The sequence below is a fragment of the Methanobacterium bryantii genome, from assembly GCF_002287175.1.
Lineage (GTDB): Archaea > Methanobacteriota > Methanobacteria > Methanobacteriales > Methanobacteriaceae > Methanobacterium_D > Methanobacterium_D bryantii.
The window spans coordinates 515,759-540,278 of sequence record NZ_LMVM01000012.1 but is presented as its reverse complement, the minus strand read 5'-3'; the positions used below and the strand labels follow the sequence as shown (position 1 = coordinate 540,278).

34 protein-coding genes are annotated in these 24,520 nt (G+C 35.4%); 19 read left to right on the top strand and 15 right to left on the bottom strand.

Annotated features, from left to right (window positions below; all coding sequences use genetic code 11):
• The first annotated feature begins 175 nt into the window (after positions 1–175).
• From ASJ80_RS08150 to ehbP, 16 genes are all read left to right on the top strand, one after another.
• The gene (locus ASJ80_RS08150; protein ID WP_069585025.1) at positions 176–490 is read left to right on the top strand and encodes a Na+/H+ antiporter subunit E; all 315 of its coding nucleotides are present in this window, start codon (positions 176–178) and stop codon (positions 488–490) included.
• 14 nt (positions 491–504) lie between these two features.
• Complete coding sequence (locus tag ASJ80_RS08145) at positions 505–765, top strand: monovalent cation/H+ antiporter complex subunit F (RefSeq protein ID WP_069585022.1); 261 nt, start codon at positions 505–507, stop codon at positions 763–765.
• A gap of 1 nt (position 766) precedes the next feature.
• Complete coding sequence (locus tag ASJ80_RS08140; protein ID WP_069585020.1) at positions 767–1,045, top strand: monovalent cation/H(+) antiporter subunit G; 279 nt, start codon at positions 767–769, stop codon at positions 1,043–1,045.
• Positions 1,038–1,274, top strand: coding sequence for a DUF4040 domain-containing protein (locus ASJ80_RS08135; RefSeq protein ID WP_048082103.1), 237 nt, complete (start codon positions 1,038–1,040; stop codon positions 1,272–1,274). The genes ASJ80_RS08140 and ASJ80_RS08135 overlap by 8 nt, the downstream gene beginning before the upstream one ends.
• 29 nt (positions 1,275–1,303) lie before the next feature.
• Positions 1,304–1,666, top strand: coding sequence for a cation:proton antiporter subunit C (locus ASJ80_RS08130; RefSeq protein WP_069585018.1), 363 nt, complete (start codon positions 1,304–1,306; stop codon positions 1,664–1,666).
• 87 nt (positions 1,667–1,753) lie between these two features.
• Entirely contained in the window at positions 1,754–3,250 is a 1,497-nt protein-coding gene (ehbF, locus tag ASJ80_RS08125; RefSeq protein ID WP_069585016.1) for an energy conserving hydrogenase EhbF, read from the top strand.
• A 14-nt stretch (positions 3,251–3,264) separates the two neighbouring features.
• Positions 3,265–3,603, top strand: a complete 339-nt coding sequence (locus ASJ80_RS08120; RefSeq protein WP_069585014.1) for an energy-converting hydrogenase B subunit G, EhbG — start codon at positions 3,265–3,267, stop codon at positions 3,601–3,603.
• Complete coding sequence (locus tag ASJ80_RS08115; protein ID WP_069585012.1) at positions 3,596–3,883, top strand: EhbH; 288 nt, start codon at positions 3,596–3,598, stop codon at positions 3,881–3,883. The genes ASJ80_RS08120 and ASJ80_RS08115 overlap by 8 nt, the downstream gene beginning before the upstream one ends.
• A complete protein-coding gene (locus ASJ80_RS08110; RefSeq protein ID WP_069585010.1) occupies positions 3,880–4,380 on the top strand; it encodes an MnhB domain-containing protein in 501 nt (166 codons plus the stop codon). Before ASJ80_RS08115 ends, ASJ80_RS08110 begins: the two co-directional genes overlap by 4 nt.
• Positions 4,377–4,625, top strand: coding sequence for an energy-converting hydrogenase B subunit J (locus tag ASJ80_RS08105; RefSeq protein ID WP_069585008.1), 249 nt, complete (start codon positions 4,377–4,379; stop codon positions 4,623–4,625). Before ASJ80_RS08110 ends, ASJ80_RS08105 begins: the two co-directional genes overlap by 4 nt.
• A gap of 142 nt (positions 4,626–4,767) precedes the next feature.
• Positions 4,768–6,123, top strand: a complete 1,356-nt coding sequence (locus tag ASJ80_RS08100) for a 4Fe-4S binding protein (RefSeq protein ID WP_069585006.1) — start codon at positions 4,768–4,770, stop codon at positions 6,121–6,123.
• Positions 6,120–6,617, top strand: a complete 498-nt coding sequence (locus tag ASJ80_RS08095) for a 4Fe-4S dicluster domain-containing protein (protein WP_069585004.1) — start codon at positions 6,120–6,122, stop codon at positions 6,615–6,617. Before ASJ80_RS08100 ends, ASJ80_RS08095 begins: the two co-directional genes overlap by 4 nt.
• Before the next feature lie 25 nt (positions 6,618–6,642).
• The gene (locus ASJ80_RS08090; protein ID WP_069585003.1) at positions 6,643–7,089 is read left to right on the top strand and encodes an NADH-quinone oxidoreductase subunit B family protein; all 447 of its coding nucleotides are present in this window, start codon (positions 6,643–6,645) and stop codon (positions 7,087–7,089) included.
• A gap of 60 nt (positions 7,090–7,149) precedes the next feature.
• Positions 7,150–8,316: a hydrogenase large subunit gene (locus tag ASJ80_RS08085; protein WP_069585001.1), complete on the top strand. Its 1,167-nt coding sequence runs from the start codon at positions 7,150–7,152 to the stop codon at positions 8,314–8,316.
• Between the two features lie 65 nt (positions 8,317–8,381).
• Positions 8,382–9,380 (top strand): respiratory chain complex I subunit 1 family protein, encoded by a 999-nt coding sequence (locus ASJ80_RS08080; RefSeq protein ID WP_069584999.1) that lies wholly within the window; start codon positions 8,382–8,384, stop codon positions 9,378–9,380.
• Positions 9,381–9,426: 46 nt separating this feature from the next.
• A complete protein-coding gene (ehbP, locus tag ASJ80_RS08075) occupies positions 9,427–9,687 on the top strand; it encodes an energy-converting hydrogenase B subunit EhbP (protein ID WP_069584998.1) in 261 nt (86 codons plus the stop codon).
• 55 nt (positions 9,688–9,742) lie between these two features.
• Here ehbP and ASJ80_RS08070 read toward each other — a convergent pair whose 3' ends face one another.
• From ASJ80_RS08070 to ASJ80_RS08045, 6 genes are all read right to left on the bottom strand, one after another.
• Positions 9,743–10,390, bottom strand: coding sequence for a flavodoxin family protein (locus ASJ80_RS08070; protein ID WP_069584996.1), 648 nt, complete (start codon positions 10,388–10,390; stop codon positions 9,743–9,745).
• A 24-nt stretch (positions 10,391–10,414) separates the two neighbouring features.
• Positions 10,415–10,984 (bottom strand): nitroreductase family protein, encoded by a 570-nt coding sequence (locus ASJ80_RS08065; RefSeq protein WP_069584995.1) that lies wholly within the window; start codon positions 10,982–10,984, stop codon positions 10,415–10,417.
• Positions 10,985–11,001: 17 nt separating this feature from the next.
• Entirely contained in the window at positions 11,002–11,769 is a 768-nt protein-coding gene (locus tag ASJ80_RS08060; RefSeq protein WP_069584993.1) for an EFR1 family ferrodoxin, read from the bottom strand.
• A 189-nt stretch (positions 11,770–11,958) separates the two neighbouring features.
• A complete protein-coding gene (locus tag ASJ80_RS08055; protein WP_069584991.1) occupies positions 11,959–12,510 on the bottom strand; it encodes a nitroreductase family protein in 552 nt (183 codons plus the stop codon).
• A 143-nt stretch (positions 12,511–12,653) separates the two neighbouring features.
• Positions 12,654–13,082, bottom strand: coding sequence for a flavin reductase family protein (locus tag ASJ80_RS08050; RefSeq protein WP_069584990.1), 429 nt, complete (start codon positions 13,080–13,082; stop codon positions 12,654–12,656).
• A gap of 446 nt (positions 13,083–13,528) precedes the next feature.
• On the bottom strand, positions 13,529–14,299 hold the full coding sequence (locus ASJ80_RS08045) for a carboxymuconolactone decarboxylase family protein (protein WP_069584988.1): 771 nt from the start codon (positions 14,297–14,299) through the stop codon (positions 13,529–13,531).
• 129 nt (positions 14,300–14,428) lie between these two features.
• Between ASJ80_RS08045 and ASJ80_RS08040 the strand changes: the two genes are divergently transcribed.
• Complete coding sequence (locus ASJ80_RS08040; RefSeq protein ID WP_069584987.1) at positions 14,429–14,725, top strand: PadR family transcriptional regulator; 297 nt, start codon at positions 14,429–14,431, stop codon at positions 14,723–14,725.
• A 108-nt stretch (positions 14,726–14,833) separates the two neighbouring features.
• Here the strand turns inward: ASJ80_RS08040 and ASJ80_RS17045 are convergent, their stop codons facing one another.
• The 8 genes from ASJ80_RS17045 to ASJ80_RS08005 form a co-directional block, all read right to left on the bottom strand.
• Entirely contained in the window at positions 14,834–14,989 is a 156-nt protein-coding gene (locus ASJ80_RS17045) for a hypothetical protein (RefSeq protein WP_176720311.1), read from the bottom strand.
• 152 nt (positions 14,990–15,141) lie between these two features.
• Positions 15,142–15,591 (bottom strand): SRPBCC domain-containing protein, encoded by a 450-nt coding sequence (locus tag ASJ80_RS08035; protein WP_069584985.1) that lies wholly within the window; start codon positions 15,589–15,591, stop codon positions 15,142–15,144.
• A 69-nt stretch (positions 15,592–15,660) separates the two neighbouring features.
• On the bottom strand, positions 15,661–16,422 hold the full coding sequence (locus ASJ80_RS08030; RefSeq protein WP_069584983.1) for a flavodoxin family protein: 762 nt from the start codon (positions 16,420–16,422) through the stop codon (positions 15,661–15,663).
• 27 nt (positions 16,423–16,449) lie between these two features.
• Complete coding sequence (locus ASJ80_RS08025; RefSeq protein WP_069584981.1) at positions 16,450–17,748, bottom strand: GMC family oxidoreductase N-terminal domain-containing protein; 1,299 nt, start codon at positions 17,746–17,748, stop codon at positions 16,450–16,452.
• The gene (locus ASJ80_RS08020; RefSeq protein ID WP_069584979.1) at positions 17,745–18,335 is read right to left on the bottom strand and encodes an L-2-amino-thiazoline-4-carboxylic acid hydrolase; all 591 of its coding nucleotides are present in this window, start codon (positions 18,333–18,335) and stop codon (positions 17,745–17,747) included. The genes ASJ80_RS08025 and ASJ80_RS08020 overlap by 4 nt, the downstream gene beginning before the upstream one ends.
• Positions 18,332–21,100: an AMP-binding protein gene (locus tag ASJ80_RS08015; protein ID WP_069584977.1), complete on the bottom strand. Its 2,769-nt coding sequence runs from the start codon at positions 21,098–21,100 to the stop codon at positions 18,332–18,334. The genes ASJ80_RS08020 and ASJ80_RS08015 overlap by 4 nt, the downstream gene beginning before the upstream one ends.
• Positions 21,097–22,329 carry a polysaccharide pyruvyl transferase family protein gene (locus ASJ80_RS08010; RefSeq protein WP_069584976.1) on the bottom strand — a complete coding sequence of 411 codons (1,233 nt, stop codon included), beginning with the start codon at positions 22,327–22,329 and terminating at the stop codon, positions 21,097–21,099. Before ASJ80_RS08010 ends, ASJ80_RS08015 begins: the two co-directional genes overlap by 4 nt.
• Before the next feature lie 89 nt (positions 22,330–22,418).
• On the bottom strand, positions 22,419–23,060 hold the full coding sequence (locus ASJ80_RS08005; RefSeq protein ID WP_069584974.1) for a TetR/AcrR family transcriptional regulator: 642 nt from the start codon (positions 23,058–23,060) through the stop codon (positions 22,419–22,421).
• Between the two features lie 486 nt (positions 23,061–23,546).
• On the opposite strand from ASJ80_RS08005, the gene ASJ80_RS08000 reads away from it, so the two are divergent.
• Positions 23,547–23,813 (top strand): hypothetical protein, encoded by a 267-nt coding sequence (locus tag ASJ80_RS08000; protein WP_141705207.1) that lies wholly within the window; start codon positions 23,547–23,549, stop codon positions 23,811–23,813.
• 1 nt (position 23,814) lies between these two features.
• Here ASJ80_RS08000 and ASJ80_RS17040 read toward each other — a convergent pair whose 3' ends face one another.
• Complete coding sequence (locus ASJ80_RS17040) at positions 23,815–23,967, bottom strand: hypothetical protein (RefSeq protein ID WP_176720310.1); 153 nt, start codon at positions 23,965–23,967, stop codon at positions 23,815–23,817.
• A 328-nt stretch (positions 23,968–24,295) separates the two neighbouring features.
• Here ASJ80_RS17040 and ASJ80_RS07995 point away from each other — a divergent pair, with 328 nt between their 5' ends.
• Positions 24,296–24,517, top strand: a complete 222-nt coding sequence (locus tag ASJ80_RS07995) for a pyridoxamine 5'-phosphate oxidase family protein (RefSeq protein ID WP_069584969.1) — start codon at positions 24,296–24,298, stop codon at positions 24,515–24,517.
• Positions 24,518–24,520 lie beyond the last annotated feature (3 nt).

Genomic DNA, 24,520 nt, shown 5'->3' with positions numbered 1-24,520 from the left:
TTTGAGGTAATAAATTAAGGCATACTAATCATCCAAAGATAAAAGAGTTATCTTTATATATCATGTTTTATCATTATAATTACATGATATAATGGTTGATTTTCAAGGTGATAGCGAAATTTCACCTTAAACCATATAATTAAAGATTACATTGTTTGCAAAGAGAGGTTACTCCATGAATATCATATTCAAAATGTTTTATGCAATTGCTTATTTCATCGTGCTTATTATAGAGATCATAAAAGCTACTTTAGATGTAGCAGGAAGAACGTTGAATGGTAAAGTCGAACCAGAAATAATAGAAATTGAAACTGAACTTAAAAGGCCAATTTCTCAGGTTATACTTGCAAATAGCATAACTTTAACCCCAGGTACACTTTCAATTGATGTAGACACTGAAAACTGCATTATAAAAGTTGCAACAATCGTTTCAAGAAAAAAAGAGGATGTAATTCCCTTTGAACCATATATTAAAGGGTGGCTAGAGTAAACAAAGGTGTTAAAATGGATATACTAACGATATCTGAATACATTTTAATGGGCGCACTTGCATTTTATGCACTTGCATCAATACGAATTTCAACCAGAAAGACCATATCCATGGGTATTGTAGGTCTACTAGGTTTGAGTATTGCCGTAGCAACCTTATTAGTTTTAATCGGACAAGTTTATGGAATATTATATTGTGAGACTATAGCCCTTGCACTGATTATTTTGGGCCCTATAGGCACCATAGCATTTTCAAAGGTTATACGGGGATGGTAATTTGGATGACATAATAACTTTGATAAGATCAGCAGTAATGATAATATCTGCAATCCTCATAGTCCTTACCGCAATCGGACTACTCAGATACAAGGATGATAAAAATAAAATTCTCTATGCAAGAGTGCATATGCTCGGTGTAGCTGATATGGCTTGTATCCTAGCACTAATCGTGCTTCCCAATACGTACTATTTAGGTATTATATACCTTTTCCTTACACCACTCGCATCTCATGCTATAGCTAATGCTTATTATTATGGAGAGGAAAAAAATGATTGATTACATATTAATGATTATAGCAGTCTTCGGAGCAATTATAGCTTTAATCCAAAGAGATCTCCTTAAAGCAGCCATATTAACTGGGATTTCAGGAACTGCAATTGCTTTTCTGTTCCAATATTTACTGGCTCCCGATGTAGCATTGACTCAAGCAATTGTAGGTTCAGCTATAATACCCGTATTTATTGCACTCGCAGTTAAGAAAACACGTAGAATGGAGGAAGAATAGTTACATTTATTGCATTTTGAGGGATTATCATGGTTATAGATACACAACTTGCATCGTTTTTCACATCAGGAGCACTAATAATAATAGGAATATTTGCCGCTTTATTTATTGATAATTTAATAAAAAAGGTCATAGGGCTAGCCTTTATTGCAGATGGAGTAAATCTATTCATTATCACAATGGGATACAAAGCCGGCGGGATCGTGTATATTTTCATGCCAGGCATGGTAATTGACCAGTTTGCCCAAAATGCATCATATCCACTCCCATTTGCTTTAGTTCTCACCAGTATTGTAATTGGGGCAAGTACACTGGCTGTAATGCTCGGTTTAATAATAGTATTATACAAAAAGTACGGGTCAATAAACGCGTCAAAGATTCTTGGAGAGTAAAAAGATGTCCGGAATAAAAAACACAGATATTCAAAATCACATTAATCTGTCTTTGAATAAGCCTAAATGGTTAATGGGAGGCGAACTATGAACCCATTAATTCCACTCATGGTTATAATTCCAATTACATGTGCACTGCTTTTAAACCTGTTCCATACAAAGGACCGTATTGTAAAAATACTCTCAATTGTAGTAGCTTTAGCTTTACCGATTATACCTTTAGTTACAACCTATGGTTTTCACTACGTAGGAGGGTACAGCACATTAGCAAATAGCCCCACGCTAGCACAGGGATTGCCAGCTTTTATTACAAATTCTGCATTAAACCTGTTCCACATGGGTATAGTCTATTCATTTGGTAGTGCTCAGCAGATTTTAATATTTATATTATGCTTAATTGCATTTTTAGCAATCTTTACGTCTTTAAGCGAAACAAAAAAAGCTTCTGGAGTCTATGCATTCCTGATGTTTATGGGAACAGCTGCAATGACCGCAATTCTTCTTACAGACGACATATTCAACCTTTATGTCTTCTTTGAAATTGCAGCAATAGCACAGGTTGGTATTGTGGTTGCATCTAAAATTAAAGGTAGTTACGAAACTGCCCTAAAATACATGATTCTAGGAAGTATTGCTTCCCCATTGCTATTACTCGGAATAGCTCTCCTTCTAGGGGTTACAGGTAACGTTAACATAACCGATATAGTTTATTCCCTACAACACGGATTAGTAGACCCTAAAAATCCAGTACTGCTTATGGCGTGCGCACTTATAACATTTGGATGGCTTTATGCATCGGGACTCCCACCATTCCACACCATAAAATCAGATATATACAGTAAAGCTTTACCTCATGGAGCTGCTTTGCTTCAGGTATTTTCAGTATTTACACTTGCAGCACTTGGAGTCATAATCCTCAGAATATTCTCATACCTGGCATTTTCAAAGGTTTTTATAATAGCCATATCTTTAGCTGCAATGATACTCAGCATAACTATGGCACTCATGCAGACCGACGTTAAAAGGATTATTGGATATCTCGCTGTTGGTGAATTAGGTTACATCGGATTAGGACTTGGAATTGGAACTGCTGCAAGTATAACAGCAGGACTTTTCCAGGCAGTAAATGAAGCAGTGATAACCGCTTTCTTGTTTATAGGATTCGGTACTATCCTTTATAAGACAAAAGAAAGTGATATCCGAAAACTGGGAGGAATGATGGCAGAAGCACCAAAAGCAGCCTTACTCGTATTCTTAGCAGGGCTTGCAATGGCAGGTGTTCCACCTCTTAACGCATTCCAAAGTAAATTAATGTTGATTCAGTCCTCTTTAAGTGCAGGAATACCTGAACTGGGTATAATCATGATACTTCTAAGTATTGTGACATTTATGACATTTATGAAGGCATTTTATGCCGTTTATATGAGGCCTAAACCAAGAGAACTTGAAATCAAAGAGGGCAAAATACCTAAAGCAACCATATTCTCTCTGGTTGTACTCCTGATTGTGTGTATTATATTAGGTCTTTTCCCGCAGGTTGCAACTGGTTTCCTGCAGGGACTAGCAAATAGCTTGGTAATATAAAATAGAGGGATTCTATGGGCATTTACGATATTATAATAAACAGAATAAAGAAAGTTCAAGGACAGGATGGAGAAAATAAAGCTGTAACCAGTATTGAAGCTTCATCAATGTTAGCAGCAGAAATAACGCTTTTATCATCCCTTTTGGTTGCAGTGATAATGTTAAGATTCTTCAGCAATGCTTTAATGATTGTTGCAGTTCTTCTGGTAATTGTAATAGCATTTTTTGCAATGCCTGTCATGCCAAAATTAAAAGAAGAACAAAATGATTCACTTAATGGAATGGTATTCTATACAATTTTAGCACTGGGAATCATTTCAGTATTGTTCTACTGGGGGAGTTTAAATGTCTGAAGGTTTAAAGAACCTTATTGCAAGTATTTCATTATTATTATTCGCCGTGACACTATTCCATGCTATATACGGGTTTGACCAGATATTGAACCCAGGAATAAGTTATATTTATAACTGGATAGGCCCTCATATCGCTCCAAACATGGTTACAAACGTAGTATTCGACTGGAGAGGATATGATACACTTGGAGAAGCACTGATACTTGTAACTGCAGTTGTTGTTGTACTGCTTATATTTGGAAGAGGAAAGGTTGATTTCGGTGGGGAGGAAGACAAATGAGTACAATCCTTAAATTATTTGTATTTCCAATATCACTCATAATAATTCTTATAGGATTAAATACAATCCTTGGAGGGCATATAACCCCTGGAGGAGGATTTCAGGGAGGTGCAATGATAGCAGGAGGCATAATATTCTGTATCATTGTCTACGGACTGGAAGAAAGTCCCATTAAAATTTCACACAGCTTTATGGCATCCCTTGAAAGTGCAGGCGCTTTAGGCTATATATTTTTAGGGCTTGCAGGATTGGTATTCTCCGGGTTCTTCATGTACAACCTTGGTGTTGATCTTTACAATATAGTACCACAATTCATACAAAACCTGTTTGACTATCCTGACCCAGTACATGCAGGAATTATACCCTACCTAAACTTTGTAGTGGGTTTAAAAGTGTTAGTCGGCCTAAGTGCAGTGGTAATAGCTTTCTTAGAGAGTGATAAACTCCTAAGAAGTGATGAACAACGTGACAATCTTTTTGGAGAGGATGAACAATGATTTTCTACCTTGGTCCATTGGTGCTTGGATTTCTGCTGGGATTCATATTAGGAACGAGAATAAAACCAGTTCCAGAAAGTAAATTGAAGTTTGATAAAGAAGTTTACGCCATTGTGGTAATTGTAGCAATCATAATAGCTTACTACCAGGGACCTTTCCCATATTATCAGGATCTTCCTTTAGCATCAGGAATTTTATCAGGCATTGTAGGTATAATAATTGGTAAATTAACTTTCGGGAGATAATAAGACTTTAAAACAAGAGAGTAATAATGTCTAAAAAAGATTGATTTAGAGTTAGAAGTTGAGTGTAGTAAGTACACTTCAAGATAATCAAAGATTCAAGTCACATTTAAACATTCGAAAAAAGAGTTAGAGGGTAAAGATTATGTTTTTATCAACCAAAAAATGCGAAGGCATCGGAGAATGTATCAAAGAATGCCCCACAGGTGCCATTAGATTAATAAACGGTAAAGCATTCAGCTGTATTACCTGTGGCGCTTGTGAAGAAGCATGCCCCAACAGAGCTATTTTTAAAAATAGATATGGAGGTTATGTTGTTGATAGGGCAAAATGTAACGCATGCGGAGTCTGCGAGTTAACCTGTCCTGTAAGCAGCATATCAATTGAGGGGGATCTGGTAAAAGGGATATGCTCTAGATGTGGAATATGTGTAGACACCTGCCCAATTGGTGCCCGTGTTGACGCGTATGATGTAATAGAAGACAGGCAAATTAAGTTCCTTGAATCTTTAAATCTCACAAACCCGCCGCAGATAAGAGTTAAAAAAGAAGAAGGAAAATCAAGCAGAGTCAACGTGATTACAGACACGCAAAAGTGTACATTCTGCGGTAGATGTGAATACTACTGCCCAACAGATGCCATTATAATCAACAATGACCTTGAAGGCGTGTGCCAGGAATGCAGAATATGTGAAGATGTATGTCCAGCCGGCGCCATATCCAACGGGACAATTGATGAAACAAAATGTACTCTCTGCCTTAAATGTGTTAAAGAATGCCCAAATAATGCAATAGCCATTGAAGACTTTAAGATCAAAAGGAATAGTGACTCCAAAGAAGCTAAAGGCTGCATTATTTCATGTTTAAACTGCGGCTTGTGTACCGAAGCATGTTCATATGGAGCACTGCAGATGATAAATGGTAAAATACGTTATGACCCTTCACTTTGTGAGGAATGTGACACTATGGAATGCCTAGATGCTTGTCCAGTAGGGACATTAAGAGTATCCAATGAAAAAGAACGGCCTATTAAAGGATACTGTGTTTCATGCGGCAGATGTGTTAAGGCATGTGATGTAAATGAAGCAAGAGGCTTCAAAACAATTACATGGAAAGGTGATGTGTCTGAAGATTGTATATCCTGCGGCATATGTTCAGAAATATGTCCAAAAGACGCAGTTACTCTTAAAAGGGGAAGTATCGAAGTAGATCTTGAAAAATGCGTGCTATGTGAAAAATGTGCAATTCATTGCCCTCAAGATGCAATTCCGCAAACCACCATGAGAAAAAAATCTATAAAAGATGGTTTTGTATTTGTAGAAAACAAGTTATGTATGAACTGTAAACTTTGTATTAAAACCTGTCCAGAAGAAGCAATTACTGAAGATGAAATGGGCAGAGTTACAGTAGATGATTCAAAGTGCATATACTGTGGTGCATGTAGCAATGTGTGTCCTGCACGAGCCATACTATTTGAAAGAGAATTCGAGGTAGCAAAATGAAAAACTTAGGCATCATATTTTTAGAGGGAGTATACAGCAACGTAAAAAGGATTCTTTTCGCATCAGATCGAGTAACTGACATGGAACTTCGAAATAAAATCCTGAATGGAGAAATTGTGCCTACAGATAAGGTTGCTGAAGTACCCTGTATTGGATGTTCTGGATGTAAAAATGTATGCCCAACAGGCGCGATAGAAATGGTAAGCCTTGAAGAACCTGTTGAAGTAATAGAAGGCATCATTAAAAAAGAAAAACCAGAGCTGAATACTTTAAAATGTGTGCATTGTTATCATTGTCATGATTTTTGTCCGCTTTATGCATTATTCGGAGAAGCAGGTACTATACATCCAAATGATGTTGGAGACGTGAATCCAGATATAAAAGAACTTCTTGAAAAGCCAGTTAAGATATCTGAAGACAAAATAGCTTATATTTCCAAGTTTCTCTCTGACAATGCAGTAATAAGAAAAAGAGAAGATCAAAATTCTAAATAATAATTAATCACTAAGAGGGATGAATTTGAGTCTAAAATCATATTCAAGAGCAAGAGCCGTACATGTGATGCTTGTATATACTGGAGGATGTAATGGCTGCGATATAGAAATAGTAAACTGTATACTTTCGCCAAAATACGACGCAGAACAGTACAAAGTATTTTTAACATGGAACCCCAGGGAAGCAGACGTGCTTGTAGTTACAGGGCCTGTTACAAAACATGTAGAAGCACCTTTAAAAGCAATTTACGAATCAATTCCAGAGCCTAAAGCTGTTGTAGCAGCAGGAGCATGTGCAACAATGGGCGGAGTTTACAAGAACATCCATGGAGATATTCCCTCTGAAGAAATAGCCGGACCTGTTGATCAGATCATACCAGTAGATGCTAAAGTCCCAGGATGTGCCGTAAGGCCAGAAGATGTTTTATCAGGAGTTGTATCAGCTTTACCTTTACTATTAAATGCAAAATAAAATTATTGAATTATACTTAATGAATTAGGGAAAAATAAGCTTATTTAGCAGGGATATATTATGAGTAACAATAACCAGGTTAACAGCAAAGTAATCGAAACAGAAGTTCCTTTAGGAACAGTACACTCTGCAGCATTAGAACCATACAGAGTAAGATTATTTGTTGAAGATGAATATGTAAGAGATGCCGAGATAACCATAGGTGTCAACCACAGGGGAATTGAAAGAATAATGGAAGGGCTGCCTGTTGAAAAGGCAAATGCCCTTACAGAAAAAATATGTGGAATATGTTCCCATATCCACATCTGGAACTCATGCCTTGTAGCTGAAAAAGGGCTTGAAATTGATGTTCCTCCAAGAGCAGAATATATAAGGCTTATTATGAGCGAACTTGAGAGGTTACACAGCCATTTACTTTATCTAGCCCATGGATGCGAGGTTTTAGGTCATGAAACATTTTCAATGAGGATATTTTACATAAGAGAGACTGTAATGGAACTCCTCCGAATGATTGGAGGTAACCGTGTCCAGTACGGTGTCCCTGTAATTGGAGGTATAAGACCCCGTTCAGATCTAAATGAAATGAGGATACAGAAAATCAGTGAAGGCATGGATCTTATCGAAGAGAAAATGACAGAATTTGCAGACAGGTTCACAAGAGACCCCATGATCATGTCCCGTATAACAGGAGTTGCTGCACTTAGTAAAGAAGATGCCCTTAGATTAGCTGCAACAGGACCAACACTCCGTTCAACAGGAGTTGAAGTAGATTTAAGGAGAGACATGAGGCAGTATGACCCATTTGAATTTGAGGTAATTACCCAAGATGATGGGGATGTTAAATCCAACCTTTTAATGCGTGCACTTGAGATTTTTGAAGCTATAAAAATAATAAGACAGGCTGTTAAAGACCTTCCAGAAGGAAAAATCACAAATAGAAGCTGGGAAATGCAGGATACAGGCATAATAAGAAGTTATATAGAAGCACCAAGGGGTAAACTCTACCACTCTTACAGATTAGAGGATGGAAGAGTAAGAAATTCTATAATCAGGACACCCTCCATAACAAATATAAATGCAATGGAACATGCCTGTATAGGAACTCACATAACCGAAGCACAATTAGCAATAGTTCAGTGCGATCCATGTTTTACATGCACTGACCGTGCAATACAAATAGTGGATCATCCACTCAAAAAAACAAATAAACAGAACAAGATCATCTAAACTTATTCAAATTTTTAAAATTAATATCAACAAATAAGTCTAATAAAAGTTAGGAGAAATGGCAAATGGATACATCAATGATTATAAGTTCGGCAATTGCAGTGGTTGGAACATTAATTATAGCATTTGCAGTCAGTGTCTGGCTTCCAGGTATTGAAAGAAAGTTCGTTCAAGCAAGAATTCAACAGAGAGTAGGCCCTCCCATCTCAAGTCCGGGGCTCATGGCTCCAATCAAATTTTTCTTTAAAGAGGCCGTAACTCCAAACTCTCCAATGCCCAGATTGTACAATGCAATTCCTTTAATCAGCTTAATTATAGTAACAGCCATATTATTAATCATAATGCCCCAAATGTACTTCTTGGGAGGATTAGCGAGCATTATAGCAGTTGTGGGATTGCTAAAAGTTGAAGAGATCACATACATGTTTATGGGTTCACTTTCCAAATCAGTATTATCAGTAAACATGCCTTTCCCAGACCATGCAAAAGGAGCTAAACACGTGGATGCAACACGTTCATTTATTGAAGAACTGAGTACCCTGCGTGCATTTAGACTTATAGCTTTCGGGTCATTCCCACTTTACATAGCGCTTTTCGTGCCTGTTGCAATGTCTAAAAGCATATACCTCAGCAATATAATTGCATTTCAGCAGTTACATGGTCCAGTACTCTTTACTGTAGCTGGCGCCATAGGTGCTGTCGTATATTTCATTGGTTCCATGATATTACTCAACGAATACCCATTTGCCATAATGAAAACCAAAGCAGACGTTATAGAAGGACCAATGCTCGAGTACATGTCAAAATACAGGGCATACACTTATATCACAAAGGGTTTATTGATATTCGTGCTTGCAAGCTTATTTACAACCATGTTCATCGGAATACCACCAAACCTGTTCAGCCCAGGAATACTGGTAACACTTGCAACAGCAATAATATTCCCAATTTTGATTGCATCAATGAGTGCATTCTCCCCAGTATTCACATTCAAACAGTTTTACCCCGTTGTAGCTGTTACTTCCATATTAGGTGCAGTAGCTATTGCTGCATCTTTCCTGTAAAAAAATTAAGTTAATATCCAGAAAAATAGATCATGAGGACAGTAATATGAAATTCGTAGTAAGACCTCTCCATATCATAAGTGTTGGAGGATACATCGTTGAAGTCGATTTTCCATATAGGAACATCATCGTTGTAAACCCAACAGAAGAGCCTATAAAAATCGATATCCCTGTATTTTCTATAGAATGGATCGATGAGCAACGAAAATTAGGACTAGAAATTATCCCTACAAAGGATGATGATTCATTTTTAAAGGCATTTAAAAAAGCTAAGGCCAAACTGGATATATTAAAAGCCGAAGCTTAATTTTATTTAATTTAAAAATTAATTTTTAGATTGATCAAATATACAATCAATCTTCTTACTCATTTTTAGCAAATCTAGCTCCCATCTCAAAAGCCTTCTGGCAGTCTTCTGGAAACACTTCTCTCCGCCTTTTTGCTTTCCTCTTCTCATCAAAACGAGTAGCAAGTACCCTAGAATAGTCTCTGAACTGATACGTATCATAGCTGAAGAGTGATTCTGCCTCTCCAAATATCAACCTGAGATAATTTTCATTGGTATTGAAGTGTGTAGCATATCCATACGATTCTATCTGTTCTTCAGCAATATTCATGGTGTAAATAAATGCAGAATGGATCTTTTTGGGGAAAAGAGACTGTATAGGCTCAGTATATGTTAAATACGGAAATATCAAACGCTCAATTAACGACCTCATTTCACCAGTGACTGTCCCCAAATAAATTGGAGAGCCTAAAATAACAGCATCTGCTTCTTCAATTCTTTCTAATATAGGAGTTAAGTCATCTTTAACTGCACATTTACCATAACTTTTACTGCCCTTAGTTTTACACGAAAAACAACTTTTACACCCTTTAAAATCTAAATCATAAAGATTAACTAATTCAGTTTTAGCCCCTTGAGACTCAGCCCCTTCAAGAACCTTTTTAAGTAAAGTCGCAGTATTCCAGCTCTTCCTTGGACTACCATTGACTGCAATTACCTTCATATTATACCTCCATTTGAAATAAAATTAATAACCTAACCATCTAACCTTTTGTTTTAGATCTGCATCTAATCGTGGGCGTGGCTCTGGAACTTCATCAGGATATCCTAAAGGTGTTACTGCAACGATCTCTTTGTCAGGCGAAATATCCAAAATACTGCGTAAGTTATTCTCATCATGGAGAGGTCCTGTCATCCAGCATGTGCCCAATCCTAGATTAGTCGCTGCGAGTACCAAATTTTCCATAGCAGCACTTGTACTTTCAAGATTCGCTTTTCTCACATTAGATTTCTCACTTGCTCCAGTGAGCACTACTATAACTACAGGAGCTCCACCATAATGGGCTGCAAACTTTACGAACTCATCATCGAAAGTCTCTGATTCGTACATTATTTTTTCTACAACAGCCTTGAAACTATTAGCAAGAGGTTTAAGAAGTTCGCCAGATACAACTATAAATTCCCACGGCTGCCAGTTCATTGCAGACGGCGCCCAATTAGCAGCTTCCAGTATCTTCAAAATATCTTCTTTATCCACGGGTTGGACCTTATATTTTCGAACAGATCTCCTTTTTTTAACTAAATCAAAAAATTCCATAGTAAAATAACTCCTTTTTAACTAAATTTCACATTAGGATTTACATAACGTCCCCGTTTTTCTGTGGCATTACCATATTGAATTGCCTGTGTAGGACATCTGTTGATACATGCACTGCAGTGACTGCATTTTTCATTTATCCATTCCGGTTTTCCAGATGAAAGATGTATTGTCTTAGAAGGGCATATCTCTTCACATAAGCCGCAGCTGGTACATGCATCAGTAGCATAAAATTTTTTAGTCTTACGGTAAGTTCCATATAATTTATATGCAATCGGCGACAATAAGGCAAAATAACTGCGATTAGAGACAAAGTTACCTTTTTTATTAACTTCCAAAAATCCAACTATTTTCTCTATTTGTTTTTCTGCCTCTCGAAGGGTTAAATCCTGTTTTTCCTTATCTGGTGTATCATACATTATGACATAGTTGCTGGGCATCTTAATAGAAAAAGCACTGTTTAACTGGAGATTTTTCTGTTTAAGCTTATCTGCAATCATTTTATCTGCATGCCCAATGGATCCGCCGCATGTGATAACAGTGTAAATAAATGGACTTCCATCGCTTTCTATCGTTAATTTATCCATAAATTCATCTACAATTGTAGGCAGCCCATAAAAATAAACTGGAAACACTATACCCACTTTTTCACCCTCAGGTACTTTATATTTAAAGTGTTTTTCATTTAATGCACCAGCCATATCAATAAGTTCCCCTTCACCAGATTCATGCAGCTTTTGGGCAGCGTATAGTGAGTTTCCAGTGCCTGAAAAATAAAAAATCATCTAATTTCCTCCGTAGTCAAGTTGCTGAAATATTTAATCAGTTAAATTATTTCATATCATCTCATTATAATTTATGATTTTTAAGAGCATAAATAAATTTATTCCATATAATTCACGTGTTTTGCTTTTTTTAAGCGGAAATAGGAATTATTCCATTCATATATTTTTACTTTTTCTAAGCGAAAAGAATTACTTTATGTAATTTACAACGTTTTTATTTCTTTCAGGCGCTCTATTATTAGAGGAGTCCTTGTATCCTAAACAGACCGCATAATAAGGTTCATAATCTTCAGGCAGGTTAAATTTTGCAACATTTTCCTCACTTTCAAAGAAAAATTTAACAAGACCAATCCAGCAGGAACCAATATTCAGACTTTCTGCAGCAATTAACATGTTTTGAATGGCTGCACAGCAGTCGACAAGTGGGGATATTGCATCTTTTTTCCCAGAAACCACCACTACAGTTGGAGCATTGTAAAAAAGATGTAAATGCTCGGATTTTCCCATATTAACCATCCAGCCAACTGATGATTCTGCCATTAACTTTTTAGATTCTGCACTCATTTCATCAATTAGTTCTTTATTCTGTATAACCGTGAAGTGCCATGGCTGATCGTTATGTCCCGTTGGAGCATATACGGCCGCTTCGAGTATCATATCAAGTTCTTCATCTTTAATTTGTTCGCCGCGGTATTTTCTAATGCTCCTTCTGCTTTTAATATTTTTTAAAACTTCGTTCAATTTATCACTACCCATACTTTAGTTACTATACCATTTAATTTGCTTTTTAACCCATATAAAATCCTATTATTTTAAAATAATAATTATTAAATGAATAAAACATGTTTAAAGGTTTTAAAATCAATTTTTAAATAAAGATAAGTTCAACATGAACTCTCTATCCATTTCGCATCCAGAATTTCACCTGTAAAACTGGTGCATAATCCCATTTCAGTTGCATTAACAAGTTTACATTCTAAAGCTAGGGGAAACTCCATGACATATGGGGCATCTACAAGTTCACTTTTAACAGGAGTTAATCCACTTGAGGTAAATTTATCTTCATGTTTTCCACATTCTATTTTTAAATCATCTATTTCATCAATATAAGTCTGAGATGGGATATTTACAGTAAAAGCTTCATTATATAGAATATTTTTATGTGTACTGGTAGTTTCTTTTATAGAAATTGAAATATGCTGAGGATCAGAACATGACATCTCCCTTAATATAGCATTTATAGCATTTGGATTACCTTCTTCATCATGAGTTCCAATTATAAAAATTGGAGTTGCGTATCTACTTCTTTTCATATTATCATCACCATAAAATTAAAATTTAACCCTAAAAACTCTGTGATTCGAGAATTTTAGGATTTGTAGTGTACAAGATAATAATTGAGCAGCATACTGAATGGTTTACCTCCCTTTTTCATTATTCTGCATCAATCATTTCACCGTATTCTATTTCTAGCTGACATCCTTTAGGGCCGCAGCACCAGTGTGGTAAATCAAATTCCACTAGCATGGATTTCACCTCCTCTTCTTTTTATGTAGTATTGGTTATCCGATAGATAGTATTTATAATTATCGGTTATACGATAATTAAAAAATTTTTATAAAAATATACTTTAAGAAGCTTAAATGGAATTGCTCCTATGGTTTAAAAACAAAGTCACAAGTATATTGAAACTCAAAATTCAATACACGTACAATAAAAATTATACTCAGTTAACAGACACCCCAATATATTGAACCATCTAAAGATCTGTAAACACTTTTTTTGCCACAGCAATGCCATTTAATGATGCAGGAAATCCAGCATAAATATTCATAAGCACTATGGTTTCAATTATTTCTTCTTTTGTTAATCCAACATTTAATCCGGCACCAATATGAAAAGCAAGCTGAGGTTCAGCTGTACCCATAGCCGTAAGTGCAGCAATTGTGGCAATTTGCCTCATCTTAACATCTAAACTTTTTCTGCTGTAAATATCTCCATAACCATACGCAACGATATATTCAACCATATCTGGAGCAATATCATCCAGGTTATCCTTCAATATCTGCACCTGATCACTTTTTAACTTAGATAACTCTTCAGATCCAGTAGAAAATCTATCTTCACTTTTATCCTTCTTAACAGGAGTTATAGTTATGTTTCGATCCTTTACAACTTCCTTCAACACAGTAACTGCATTTAATGAGCTTGGAAACCCGCTGTAACTTGACATTTGTATTATAACCTCTACGATTTCATCTACAGAACATCCTACATTTAGTGATCCATTAATATGGACTTTTAATTGAGGTGCAGCATTTCCCATTGCAGTTAAGGCGGCTACAACTGCAATCTCTTTTTGCCTTAAATCAGTGCCGTCTCTAGAATAAATATCTCCAAACCCATATTCGATAATATATTTACCTAAATCAGGAGCAATATCTTTTAAACTTTCTAATACAACTTCTCCTGCATTCCCATCAACTTCTTCTAATTTTGACCATCCTCTTTTGTATCTATCATTTTCCATCGTATTATGCTCCAAATTTTCTAATGTTATTAATAATATCGCATGCCACCACTTATAATTATCGGTTTACCAATATCGAATATACGATACATAGAAAAAATTATTTAACTGGACGCCAAATATAGCAGTATGAAATGCTGTGAAATGAAGGGCTATTTAACATACCTGATACTGTGGATTATAGGTAAAAATAGCATGAACGGGGCCCAAATCGGCAGAGAATTAGAAAAACGGAGAGGTACAAAGCCAAGTCCCGGCACTATATACCCTGCACTTAAGGAATTGAAAAAGAAAGGCCTGATTGAAATTGATGAAAATAAAAATTATTCTTTAACTGTGGAAGGTAAAAAAGAATTAAAATCATCTTGTAAATTTTTCTGCAATATATTTTATGATATGAATGAAATGTCTGATTTTTGTGAATAGATCTAAATTTAAAGAATATATATTATTTAAGAAAATTATTTCAAAAGGATCTCAACTTAAACCAAAATAAAAAAATCAAAATATGCTTCTTGAGAGAGTGTTCTACCATCAATTAATAGAATGAACATTCAGCTCTATTAAAATCCTTTCCCTTTCTTTTTTAAGTTCTTCCACTAACTTCTCATCACAATCTTCTTTTTTCTCTAAATATGCAAGTGTCATTGTTATAGCTTCCAGATACGCTTCGTTTGGATTTGCAGACATATAAAAACCCCTTTAATATTATATTAAATTTTAAAACAAGATTATATAGTTAATTGAATTATTTAAAAATTACTAACAGAATAAACAAACTGAGGATATAGCTGCAATTAAAGAATTTACCTATTTTAAATTTATATTTAAAATTATAATCATTAATTAACTTGATTATTATATCTATTCTCCGCTTCCTCTTTTAGAGCATGATTCATCATTTCAAAACTAGATTCTGTATCTTTTAGTGTTCCAGAGAAAAATGGAACAAACAAGCCGCTGAACCTTTCTTTTTGTATAAATAACACTTTATTTTCACTTATTTCATTAATAACTAAACTATGCTCACCGTCAAACAGTTTTGGAATCCAAAAATTCCCCAACCACCTTAATTCTTTTTCTGGATCATAAGTTAATATTTTAGGCCTGAATTTCATCCCATTTGAATTAGGAAGGATTATAAAAACCTCAATTTGCGCCCCTTCCTGCAGTTTTCCAGATATTTTCCTGATAAATGGGTTCCATCTCGAAAAATCATCGAAGTCTGTGAGAATACTCCAGACAATACTTACAGGAGCGTTTATTTCGATCTCCGTATAGATCTCCTTCATAACATATAATATGATTGTTATTAATCAAATAATTTGCTGACAATAAAAAAAGAATTTAAATTTAATTTTCTAACTCTTTGGCTCCATGTCCCTCATCATGAAAAATGCAAATTTCATGATTAATGGTGCAAATATCTTTTTTAAAGGACTTACACTAGTATCATAAAAAAATTCGCCCTTATCTTTATAAAATTCAAGATCTGCTGGAAGATATCCCAATTTAGAAGTTTCCTTTAAGAATCTAAAGTGCATGTACTGCATGAAATTAGGGGGCTGCCTTCCTTCCTGAAGTTTCTGGTAAAACTCTTCAGCTGCATTGTTTATGTTTTTCTCATTCTTTTTCTGAAGAGCATCAGACTGAGGCCACGGTGGTGTTATCACACTAAGCTCAACAGGAGTTCCAAATCCCCAGATTTGAAGCTTTTTAAGATAATCAATGGTCTCTTTTAGTCCTCCACCTGCACTGGTTGCTAAAACCATGAGTTTTTGATCAAAAAATCTAGGCCTGTGGAATACAAATGAAAACCTGTCAATGAAGTTCTTCATAAGCCCGCTTACATTTTCACAGTATACAGGGGACGCGAGTATTACACCATCCGCCTCAAACATTTTATTTTCAATTTCTGCCCGACTATCTTTTATAGGGCACAATTCCTCACCATTCTTAACGCAGTTAAAACACCCCCTGCACATCTTCAAATCTGCGTCTTTTAAAAATAAATATTCAAACTCAACATTGCCCAACTGTTTCATTCTTTCTTCAACTCCTCGAGTAACTTTATAAGTATTTCCTTTATTCCGAGGGCTCCCCATTATTGCCAATATCTTCATTTAACCGCCTTCCATTCTATAATTATGTTACAATGTTATTTCATTTGTCCTATATTCTTCAGATATCTTTCCTGCCACCCTACGTGCCATGGCTGAAGCAAGTAATATTGTAGGTAAACCCTGCGAACGAGGTGCCAGTGATAAGTCAGCTACCCACAAACCTTTTGGCAGCCATGAAGGCTTCATTGAATCAACATCATCTTTAGTAAGTGGTACTGTACCTCCTAAATGCCCCCCATTATGCACACCATTAATATAGGGGCCTGAAACACCTGCATATTCCATAATTTTTTTAGCTTCTCCAATCGCATCATCAAGACGGGTATAATCCTCTTTTTTTATAGTTTTCTGCACTTTTCCATCTGCAAAAACTGCCCCCTCTTCTATATCTGCAAGTTTTACCATTACGCCAACTCTATCTTCTATAGATACATTTCTCCATGGTTTATGGAACCAGTGGGAAAGGATATCTAAATAAGGAGAGAGAATATAATCTTCATGCTTTGTATACCACGCCATAGGTGGTTCTTTAATCTGATTTGCCCCTTTAAGAACTCCTCCCAATGTAAGGACGATATCAACCCATAAATTATCTTTAGCAGGCAGGCCTGAAGCTTTTAACATCTGTGCAGTTCCAATTCCACCTGCAGCTAAAACCACAATATCTGCATGGATAGTCTTTGATCCTACTATGACTCCTTTAGCATGACCTTTTTCTATTATAACTTTTTCAACTGGCGACGAAGTATATAACTTAGCGCCTGCATCAACTGCATCACTTAAAAACCTTCGAGAATCCCACCGCGCGTCGGTAGTACACCCAAGTTCGCATAATCCGCATGATACACATTTAATTGAATCAACAGCTTTAGGAGTTACCTTTGGTTCTAATCCAAGTTTTTGAGCGGCTTCAAACATCTTTTCTGTTACAGGCTGCCACCTTTCTCGGGGAAATTCAGTTACGCCAATATCTTTTTCAATTTTTTCAAATTCAGGGGTAAGATCTAAGCCTATTTCTTTTAAACCGTGGTCTGCACGTACTATGTTACCGCATGAAAGTACAGTAGAACCACCAGTGGTCATACCCCTAACAAGTACCAGATCATCCGATGAACGCATAGTGTCCATAGGTGGAAACATTCTCGTGATTGTTTTTTCATTTCCTAAAAGGCCGGTTCTCCTAAGAGGACCTGCTACCTGTAAAAGCCGTCTGAAAGGTTTAAATTCTTTTCCTGCTTCCAGAATTATTACTTCAAATCCAGCATTCGCTAATTCACGCGCCGCTGTCGCCCCTCCAGCTCCAGTTCCTACCACTATTGCCCTCATAGTTTTACCTCATTTATACAAGCTATACACTCAGGTGCACCCTCAGTAATTCTTTCTTTAAACTGCATACCTATATTTTCATTTAAACCACATACTACCCCTTCATCTGCAGCGCTTAAAATCATGCAGGACTCAGGAGAATAATATTTAGATAAAAAACATCTGTTTACTACCATTACCATATTTCCATCCTTATTTTCTATTTTAAATTCTATCCCCAGTATCTTGTAAAGTATTCCCGCTGCAGTTTCAAGATCATTAAAATTATTTCCCACTCCCAGTTTTCGGCGGGCCTCTTTTCCTAGCTTACAGCCAATTTCAAACATGGCACTTCTTCCAAGTTTAACAGCTTTTTGATACCCTAACTCCTGAATCAATATTTTAACACGTTCATTATGTGCCGTGGCCATTGAAGATCTTCTCTGTTCAAGTTTTCCATTTAAAGTTACTGTTTCCATTTTTAGAGATGCATGCTCTTTTAAAAGATCATCAAGCCCAGTTATCGTTTTTCGAGATACATTGTCCAGTTCTCTCTTTAAAATGAAATCTGGAAGCCAAATTGAGGCAAGTTTTAGCCGAATGCTCATGAATCCACCTCAATGCTGCCAAAGTGTAATATACTGTCAGGTTTAGCTCCAGATCCATAAATAAAATTAATAATGTCTTCATAACGCTTTGAAATAGATTTTCTTTTAAGTTTGAGGTTTGCAGTTAAATCAGTACCTATTGAAAGATCATTATTTAAAACAACCCATTTTTTAATTTCTTCTGGACGAGAAAGTTGAGTATTTATTTCACCGATAGCTTCATCGATTCCTTCAAGATTTGACTCTGCCCATAAAAAAGCGCTGCAGTAAGGCTTTCCGTCACCAATTACCATAGCCTCTTCGATTCCAGAGATATTTTTAAGCATCACTTCTATTTTGAGGGGGCTTATCGTTTTCCCATAAGAATTAACCAGGACCTCCTTTCTACGGCCGGTAATTACAAGACTGTCTTCAGGGGTTTCATATCCCAGATCACCAGTATGGAGCCATCCATCCTCTAAAGAATCTGAATCATCTTTAAAATAGCCTGACATTACCTGTGGCCCGTTTATAAGTATTTCACCGTCTCCATCTATTTTAATATAGGTATCAGGGAGAGGTTCACCTACTGTCCCTATTCTATTTTTTCCAATTCTATTAATGGTTATAAGCGGCGCTTCAGTTAATCCATAGGCATTATGAACTTCAATACCAAGTTCATGATAGTATTTGAGTAGTTCATCACTTACAGGTGCAGAACCAACGATTAATTGAGCACACCTGTCGAGGCCTGCCTTTTTAAGAATTTCCCTCTTAATTAATTTTCCCAGAACTGTCTTCAAGATTCCAGAAGAACTAATGTAAATTTGCCCTATTCTGGATTCCAATACACTGCACCATACCTTTTCATAGAAACGCGGCACTGAAAAGAATACATTGGGTCTCACTTTCTGAAGAGATTCTTCAAGATCATGAAAATTCTCCAGAAAATAAAGGTTTAAAGATGCAGGAGCATAATAAGGAGCATAAGTTCCCATAATTCCTTCCACCACATGGTTCATTGGAAGAAACGAAAGGTAAGATATTTCAGAGGTTCTATCCTTCCAAGGAGGCATAGAAGCTATGAATTCTGCCATCCAACGGAGGTTCCCATGAGTAAACATAACTCCCCTAGGTTTTCCAGTTGTTCCGGAAGTATAACGTATAGTGGCAGTGTCATCAAAGTTTAAATGAACATCAATCACTTTATTTACTTCTTCTCCTTTTTTAAGGAAGTCTTCCCATGAAATAACCTCCAAATCCCTATCAACACTTTGTTTGCATAGTGAAACAACTGAAATGTGAGAATCAAATTCATTTAAATCATTTAAAATTTGAGGAGTGCCTGCAAAAAGAATTCTTGCACTGCTGTCGTCCAGTATTTCCTTAATTTCATTTAAAGGGCTCGTATAATAAATAGGTACGCTTACTGCGCCTATAATGCCAATTGCAATATCTAATATGAGATACTTTGTACTGTTATAACCAGCCACTGCTACTTTATCTCCCTTGTTAATTCCCATGCTCTGAAGGGCTTTTGAAGCAGATAGTATGTTTTGATAAATGTCAGTTGCACTGGATTCTTTAATTTCACCTTTAACGATGTCATAATATTTAACAGGCCTGCTGCTCCTTTGAAGTCTGAATAAAACCTGTTCATGAACTGTACGATCAGATCTATGTAAGAAACCATGATAAACAGCGAATTCAATGAGTTTAGGTAGGAAATTCTGCCATTTATATCTATATGGCCCCAGTATTTCCCCAGCATTATCTCTCAAGTATTCTCTATTTTCATTAAAATAAGGAGAAAGAGTATTTACTGTTTCAAGTAATTTATCTGTTCCTTTTCCAAATAAATAGCCATGAGATGAGATTTTTTGGAGTAATGAAACATTTAATGGCATGTAAATTGGAGTACTAAGCTTAATATCCATATTCTCATCACTCCATTTCCTTACAAATTCAATAAGTTCTTCAAGGGTAGGGAGCGATTCAACAGGTGCAGTTAAGTGAAAAGTCTTATTTACGGCCTCCCGATCAAAAGTAAGCTTTACAATTGAATCTGCAACGTAATCTACAGGCACTAAATTTATTTTCATTGATCTGGAAACAGGGATTATTTTTAATTTTCTGCTTAAATAAAGCCTGAGAGGTACATATACCGTATTAAATGTTTTAATGTATCCTGTAGAAGAATCACCTACAATCATGCTTGGACGAAAGATAGATACATCAAATCCAGATTTTCTCACAAGGACCTCACTTTCAAACTTGGTCTTTTCATAATCACTTAAAAACCCATATTTTGAGGTCAAAGAATCTTCAGATACAACGCCTTTTTTTCCACCTGCAACATAAGCTGTAGATACATGAGAAAATCTTTCTAATCCATGGTCTTCATGAGCTAGCTGAGCTAATTTCAGTATATTTTCAGTTCCATGCACGTTGATTTTCTGGAGTTCCTCAAGGGAAGATTTTAATTTCCAGTCTGCAGCAGTGTGAATTATATGGGTAACCGTTTGAATCAGGCTTTTATATTCCTGCTTTTCTATTCCTAATTCAGTTCTGGTAATATCTCCATTTAATACATGAATCCTATTACCTAATTCATCTAAAAGTTCTGGAAATTCCCACCATGCTCGAGAAAGCCTGTTTGTAGCATGTTGTTTATCATTGCCCCTTATTAAAGCTATAATTTTATAGTTATAACTCCTGAGAAGTCTTAGAGCAACTTGAGTACCTAAAAACCCATTTGCCCCTGTTAAAAGTACAACTTTATTCATGTTTTCACCTTCCACCCTCTCTCTTGGAGAAAACCCTTAAGAATTTCTGGATTTTTACGAGCACGGCCAATGTGCTGAATAAATCCATCTTTCAGTAGTTTCTGTTGTGCTTCAGGATTCTCAAGCAGTTCATTAACTTTTTCCTCTAATTTATACCAGATTTCAGACGACATGTAATCTAATAAATAATTTTCTAACCCCAATTCTTTATAAAATCCCCTAAGACGAGTGTCATGCCCTATAGCTATCTGCAGAACCTGAGCTTCAAGCGATAAGACACCTGCATGATAACGAGAAGTTACAAGAAGTTCAAGACTTCTGAGGATACTTGTCATTGTAGATGCATTGTACTTTCTTGATGAAAATATTTTTACCATTTCCGGCTTCTTCATTTTGTTCTTTATACATACAGCCAGCGGTTCATCCAGTTCTTCCATACAAATTAATGCTACCCTTTTACCACGTTTTTCAATTATACGGTCCGCTTCTTCAGCCCATTTAAGAGCTAATCGTTCGCTTCCATCAACTCTCGATTTTGAACGTGAATAATAGTAAGGCCATTTATACAGGTTCTCCTTTTTGCCCCATGGCCGCATCACCACTGGCCACAAATAAAAATCAATTGGTGCCAGACCCACGACTCCAGAATCTGATTCGGGCCATATTTCCTTTAAAATTTCATCATCATCTTTTTCAGTTTTGAATGTAAATGCACAATCGGCCGTTGTCTGGATAGGAGCTTTAACCCCTATTTTTTGGAGTTCCTGGGCTGCGGATTCAGTCCTAGTTAAAATCAGATCAGTTTTGCTGGCTTCTCGTTTAACTAACCACCTGTTAAAAGAAGATAAATGACCTACATCCACTGCATATGCAATACTTGGCTTTTTAAAATCTTTTGCACATTTAGTAGCCCATAAAAAAGCCCATAAAAGTGCTGAAGTCCAGGTATCCATGTAGCAGCTTCCCTCAACTAGCAAAAGAACATCATGTTCTTTAACCAGTTTTCTTATATCAAAAAAGAAAATCGAAGATATTGGAGCAACCTTCAAAAACTTGTCCTCTTTAAGGTAACGTTCTAAATTTTCTTTATTTAATGTTGGAATAGTAATAAGGGCTTCATTACCCAGAATTGCCCTTATATCTTCTATTATAGCAAGTAACCTTGCTTCAGATCCCGTGTTATTGGCACCGTTGTATCCAAGTAAAAGGACTTTAAGATTTTTCTTCATGATTATTCCTGATATCGTTATTTTTAAAATTGTTCAACAAATATAAATAGGTTAACATAAACTCGCAGCATAGTTGCAATAATAAATGATTAAACTTTTATAGCTTTCAAAAGGAATTTTGTATGGTTATTCATCTTTTCTAAAGCTAGATCCATAAATGAATCAAAGTCTTCATCATATTTTAAGACAAAATACTCAAAGAAGAGATATATTGCAAATGAAAAATATTCATATGCCAGTGTTCTAGGATTAACTGGTTTTATAAGTCTTTTTTCTATCATTTTAGTGAATGTGGCTTCCCAAATATTTATTGGTCCTTCTAAAAGTTCTTTTTTGTAGAAATTCCTTATTTTTTCATTATGATACATCTCAACAGAAACTAAACGCCAGATTTTTTCCATTTTAGGAGTATTAACCTGTTCTATATACATTCTGGCCCCCACCTCAAAAAACACTTCAGGACCTTGATCCATTAATAACTCCCCCACTTCTTCAGGTGGACCGCTCTGCTGAAGTTCAGACATAAAATAGTCAATGATAGCATCCATTATTGCTTCTTTGTTTCTGTAATGGTTGTATATTGAACTTTCCCTTATTCCAACTTCTCTTGCAATTTCACGAACTGAAACCCCGTCAAAACCTTTTTGTGAGAAAAGATCAAGGGATACATCAAATATTTTTTCTTTAGTTGATTTTTTTTCAGTTTTTGAGTCATTAGCTTGATTTTTCATAATAATTCCCTTCCATTTAACTAACGTTCGTTAGTTTCTTGAATATATTATGTACATATTCTACTATATAAAGCTAGCGAACGAACGTTAGTACATCACAGTTGAACCTATAAAAAAATGAATAAATAGAGTTAAATTAGCCTAAAAATTAGTAATATTAGTTATAATCCTATTTTTAAGTTTAAATATTTTTATATACAAAAATAAAGCCATAAATATGCCAAATATACGAAATAAATTGAATAAATCTCTTTAAATTATTTGAATATCCTCAATTTTAGGGATTTACCAGATTGTCAGTGGAAACATATTTACATAAAAAGATACATAATAGTAATCAGGTAGTTTTTTTTAATATTTTTAGATATACCTCATTAAAACTGTAAAATTTGAAAATTGATTCTAAAATTGATTATTGACACGAAAATAGGAAAAAAATCAATGGGGACATATTCATCTAAAATAAGTTTAGGAGGGAACAAAATAATGGATATAAACCAATTAAATAGTAAAAGGAATGATATATTAGGGGAATTAAAGGCATATGAGGAACTCCAACTTGGATTAGAACAAATAAGTAAATATAATAGGGAAAATCACACAAATGACCAGTTAAAAGTATATACTACCGCCTACGAACCTCATCTTGAAGAAATAACCGAATTAAGTGTTGCAGAAAAGATTGAAAAATTAACCAACAATCTGTTAACATTATCAGAACAAATTAATATTTTAAAGATGAATTCCAAATAAATTAGCCTGATTTATGTTTATGGGAACAGATTGTAAATTCTTCATCTTTTAATTCAACTGAATATTTAGCTAAATGCTGTTTTTGCCCCTTTTCAGTCATTACCAGATATACATCCACCCCTTCATCACTGATTATAACAGGGACATGTATCACCGCGTAATTTTCCAGTAGTTGCTGTCCCTGAATTCAATAATACCATATTTTCCATTATCCCAGTATTATGAACATGCTTATGTCCATTTAAAACAAAATTCACTTTATAATTTACTAATTCTTGTATAAGATCGCCTGAATCTAATAAAATATTTCTTTCACGTCTGCAAAACTCTCAAAAATTCTATGAATTTTTGGAGCGCAAACCTGAAAGTTTTGCAAGTTTTTTATTTTACCTGCCCGAAAATCTTCAATTTTCGAGTGAATCGAAATTTTTCGCATGTCTGCTTTGAAGCAGATATTGAAACAGAAATTGTAACTGCAGATAATGCCTGTAACTGGGGGAATAAAATATTACAGCGTAATTGGTTTTGGAAAGACTCATTTTATAGAAGATAATGGTGAAAAAGAAGATACATTAAATATTATAATGCAAAAATACAGTAACAAACCAAATGAAACATTTGAATATTCAAAATCAACTCTTGATAAAACCACTGTAATTAAGGTTGAGGTAGAGAGTTTAACCGGGAAAAAATCAGGATACTGAAGT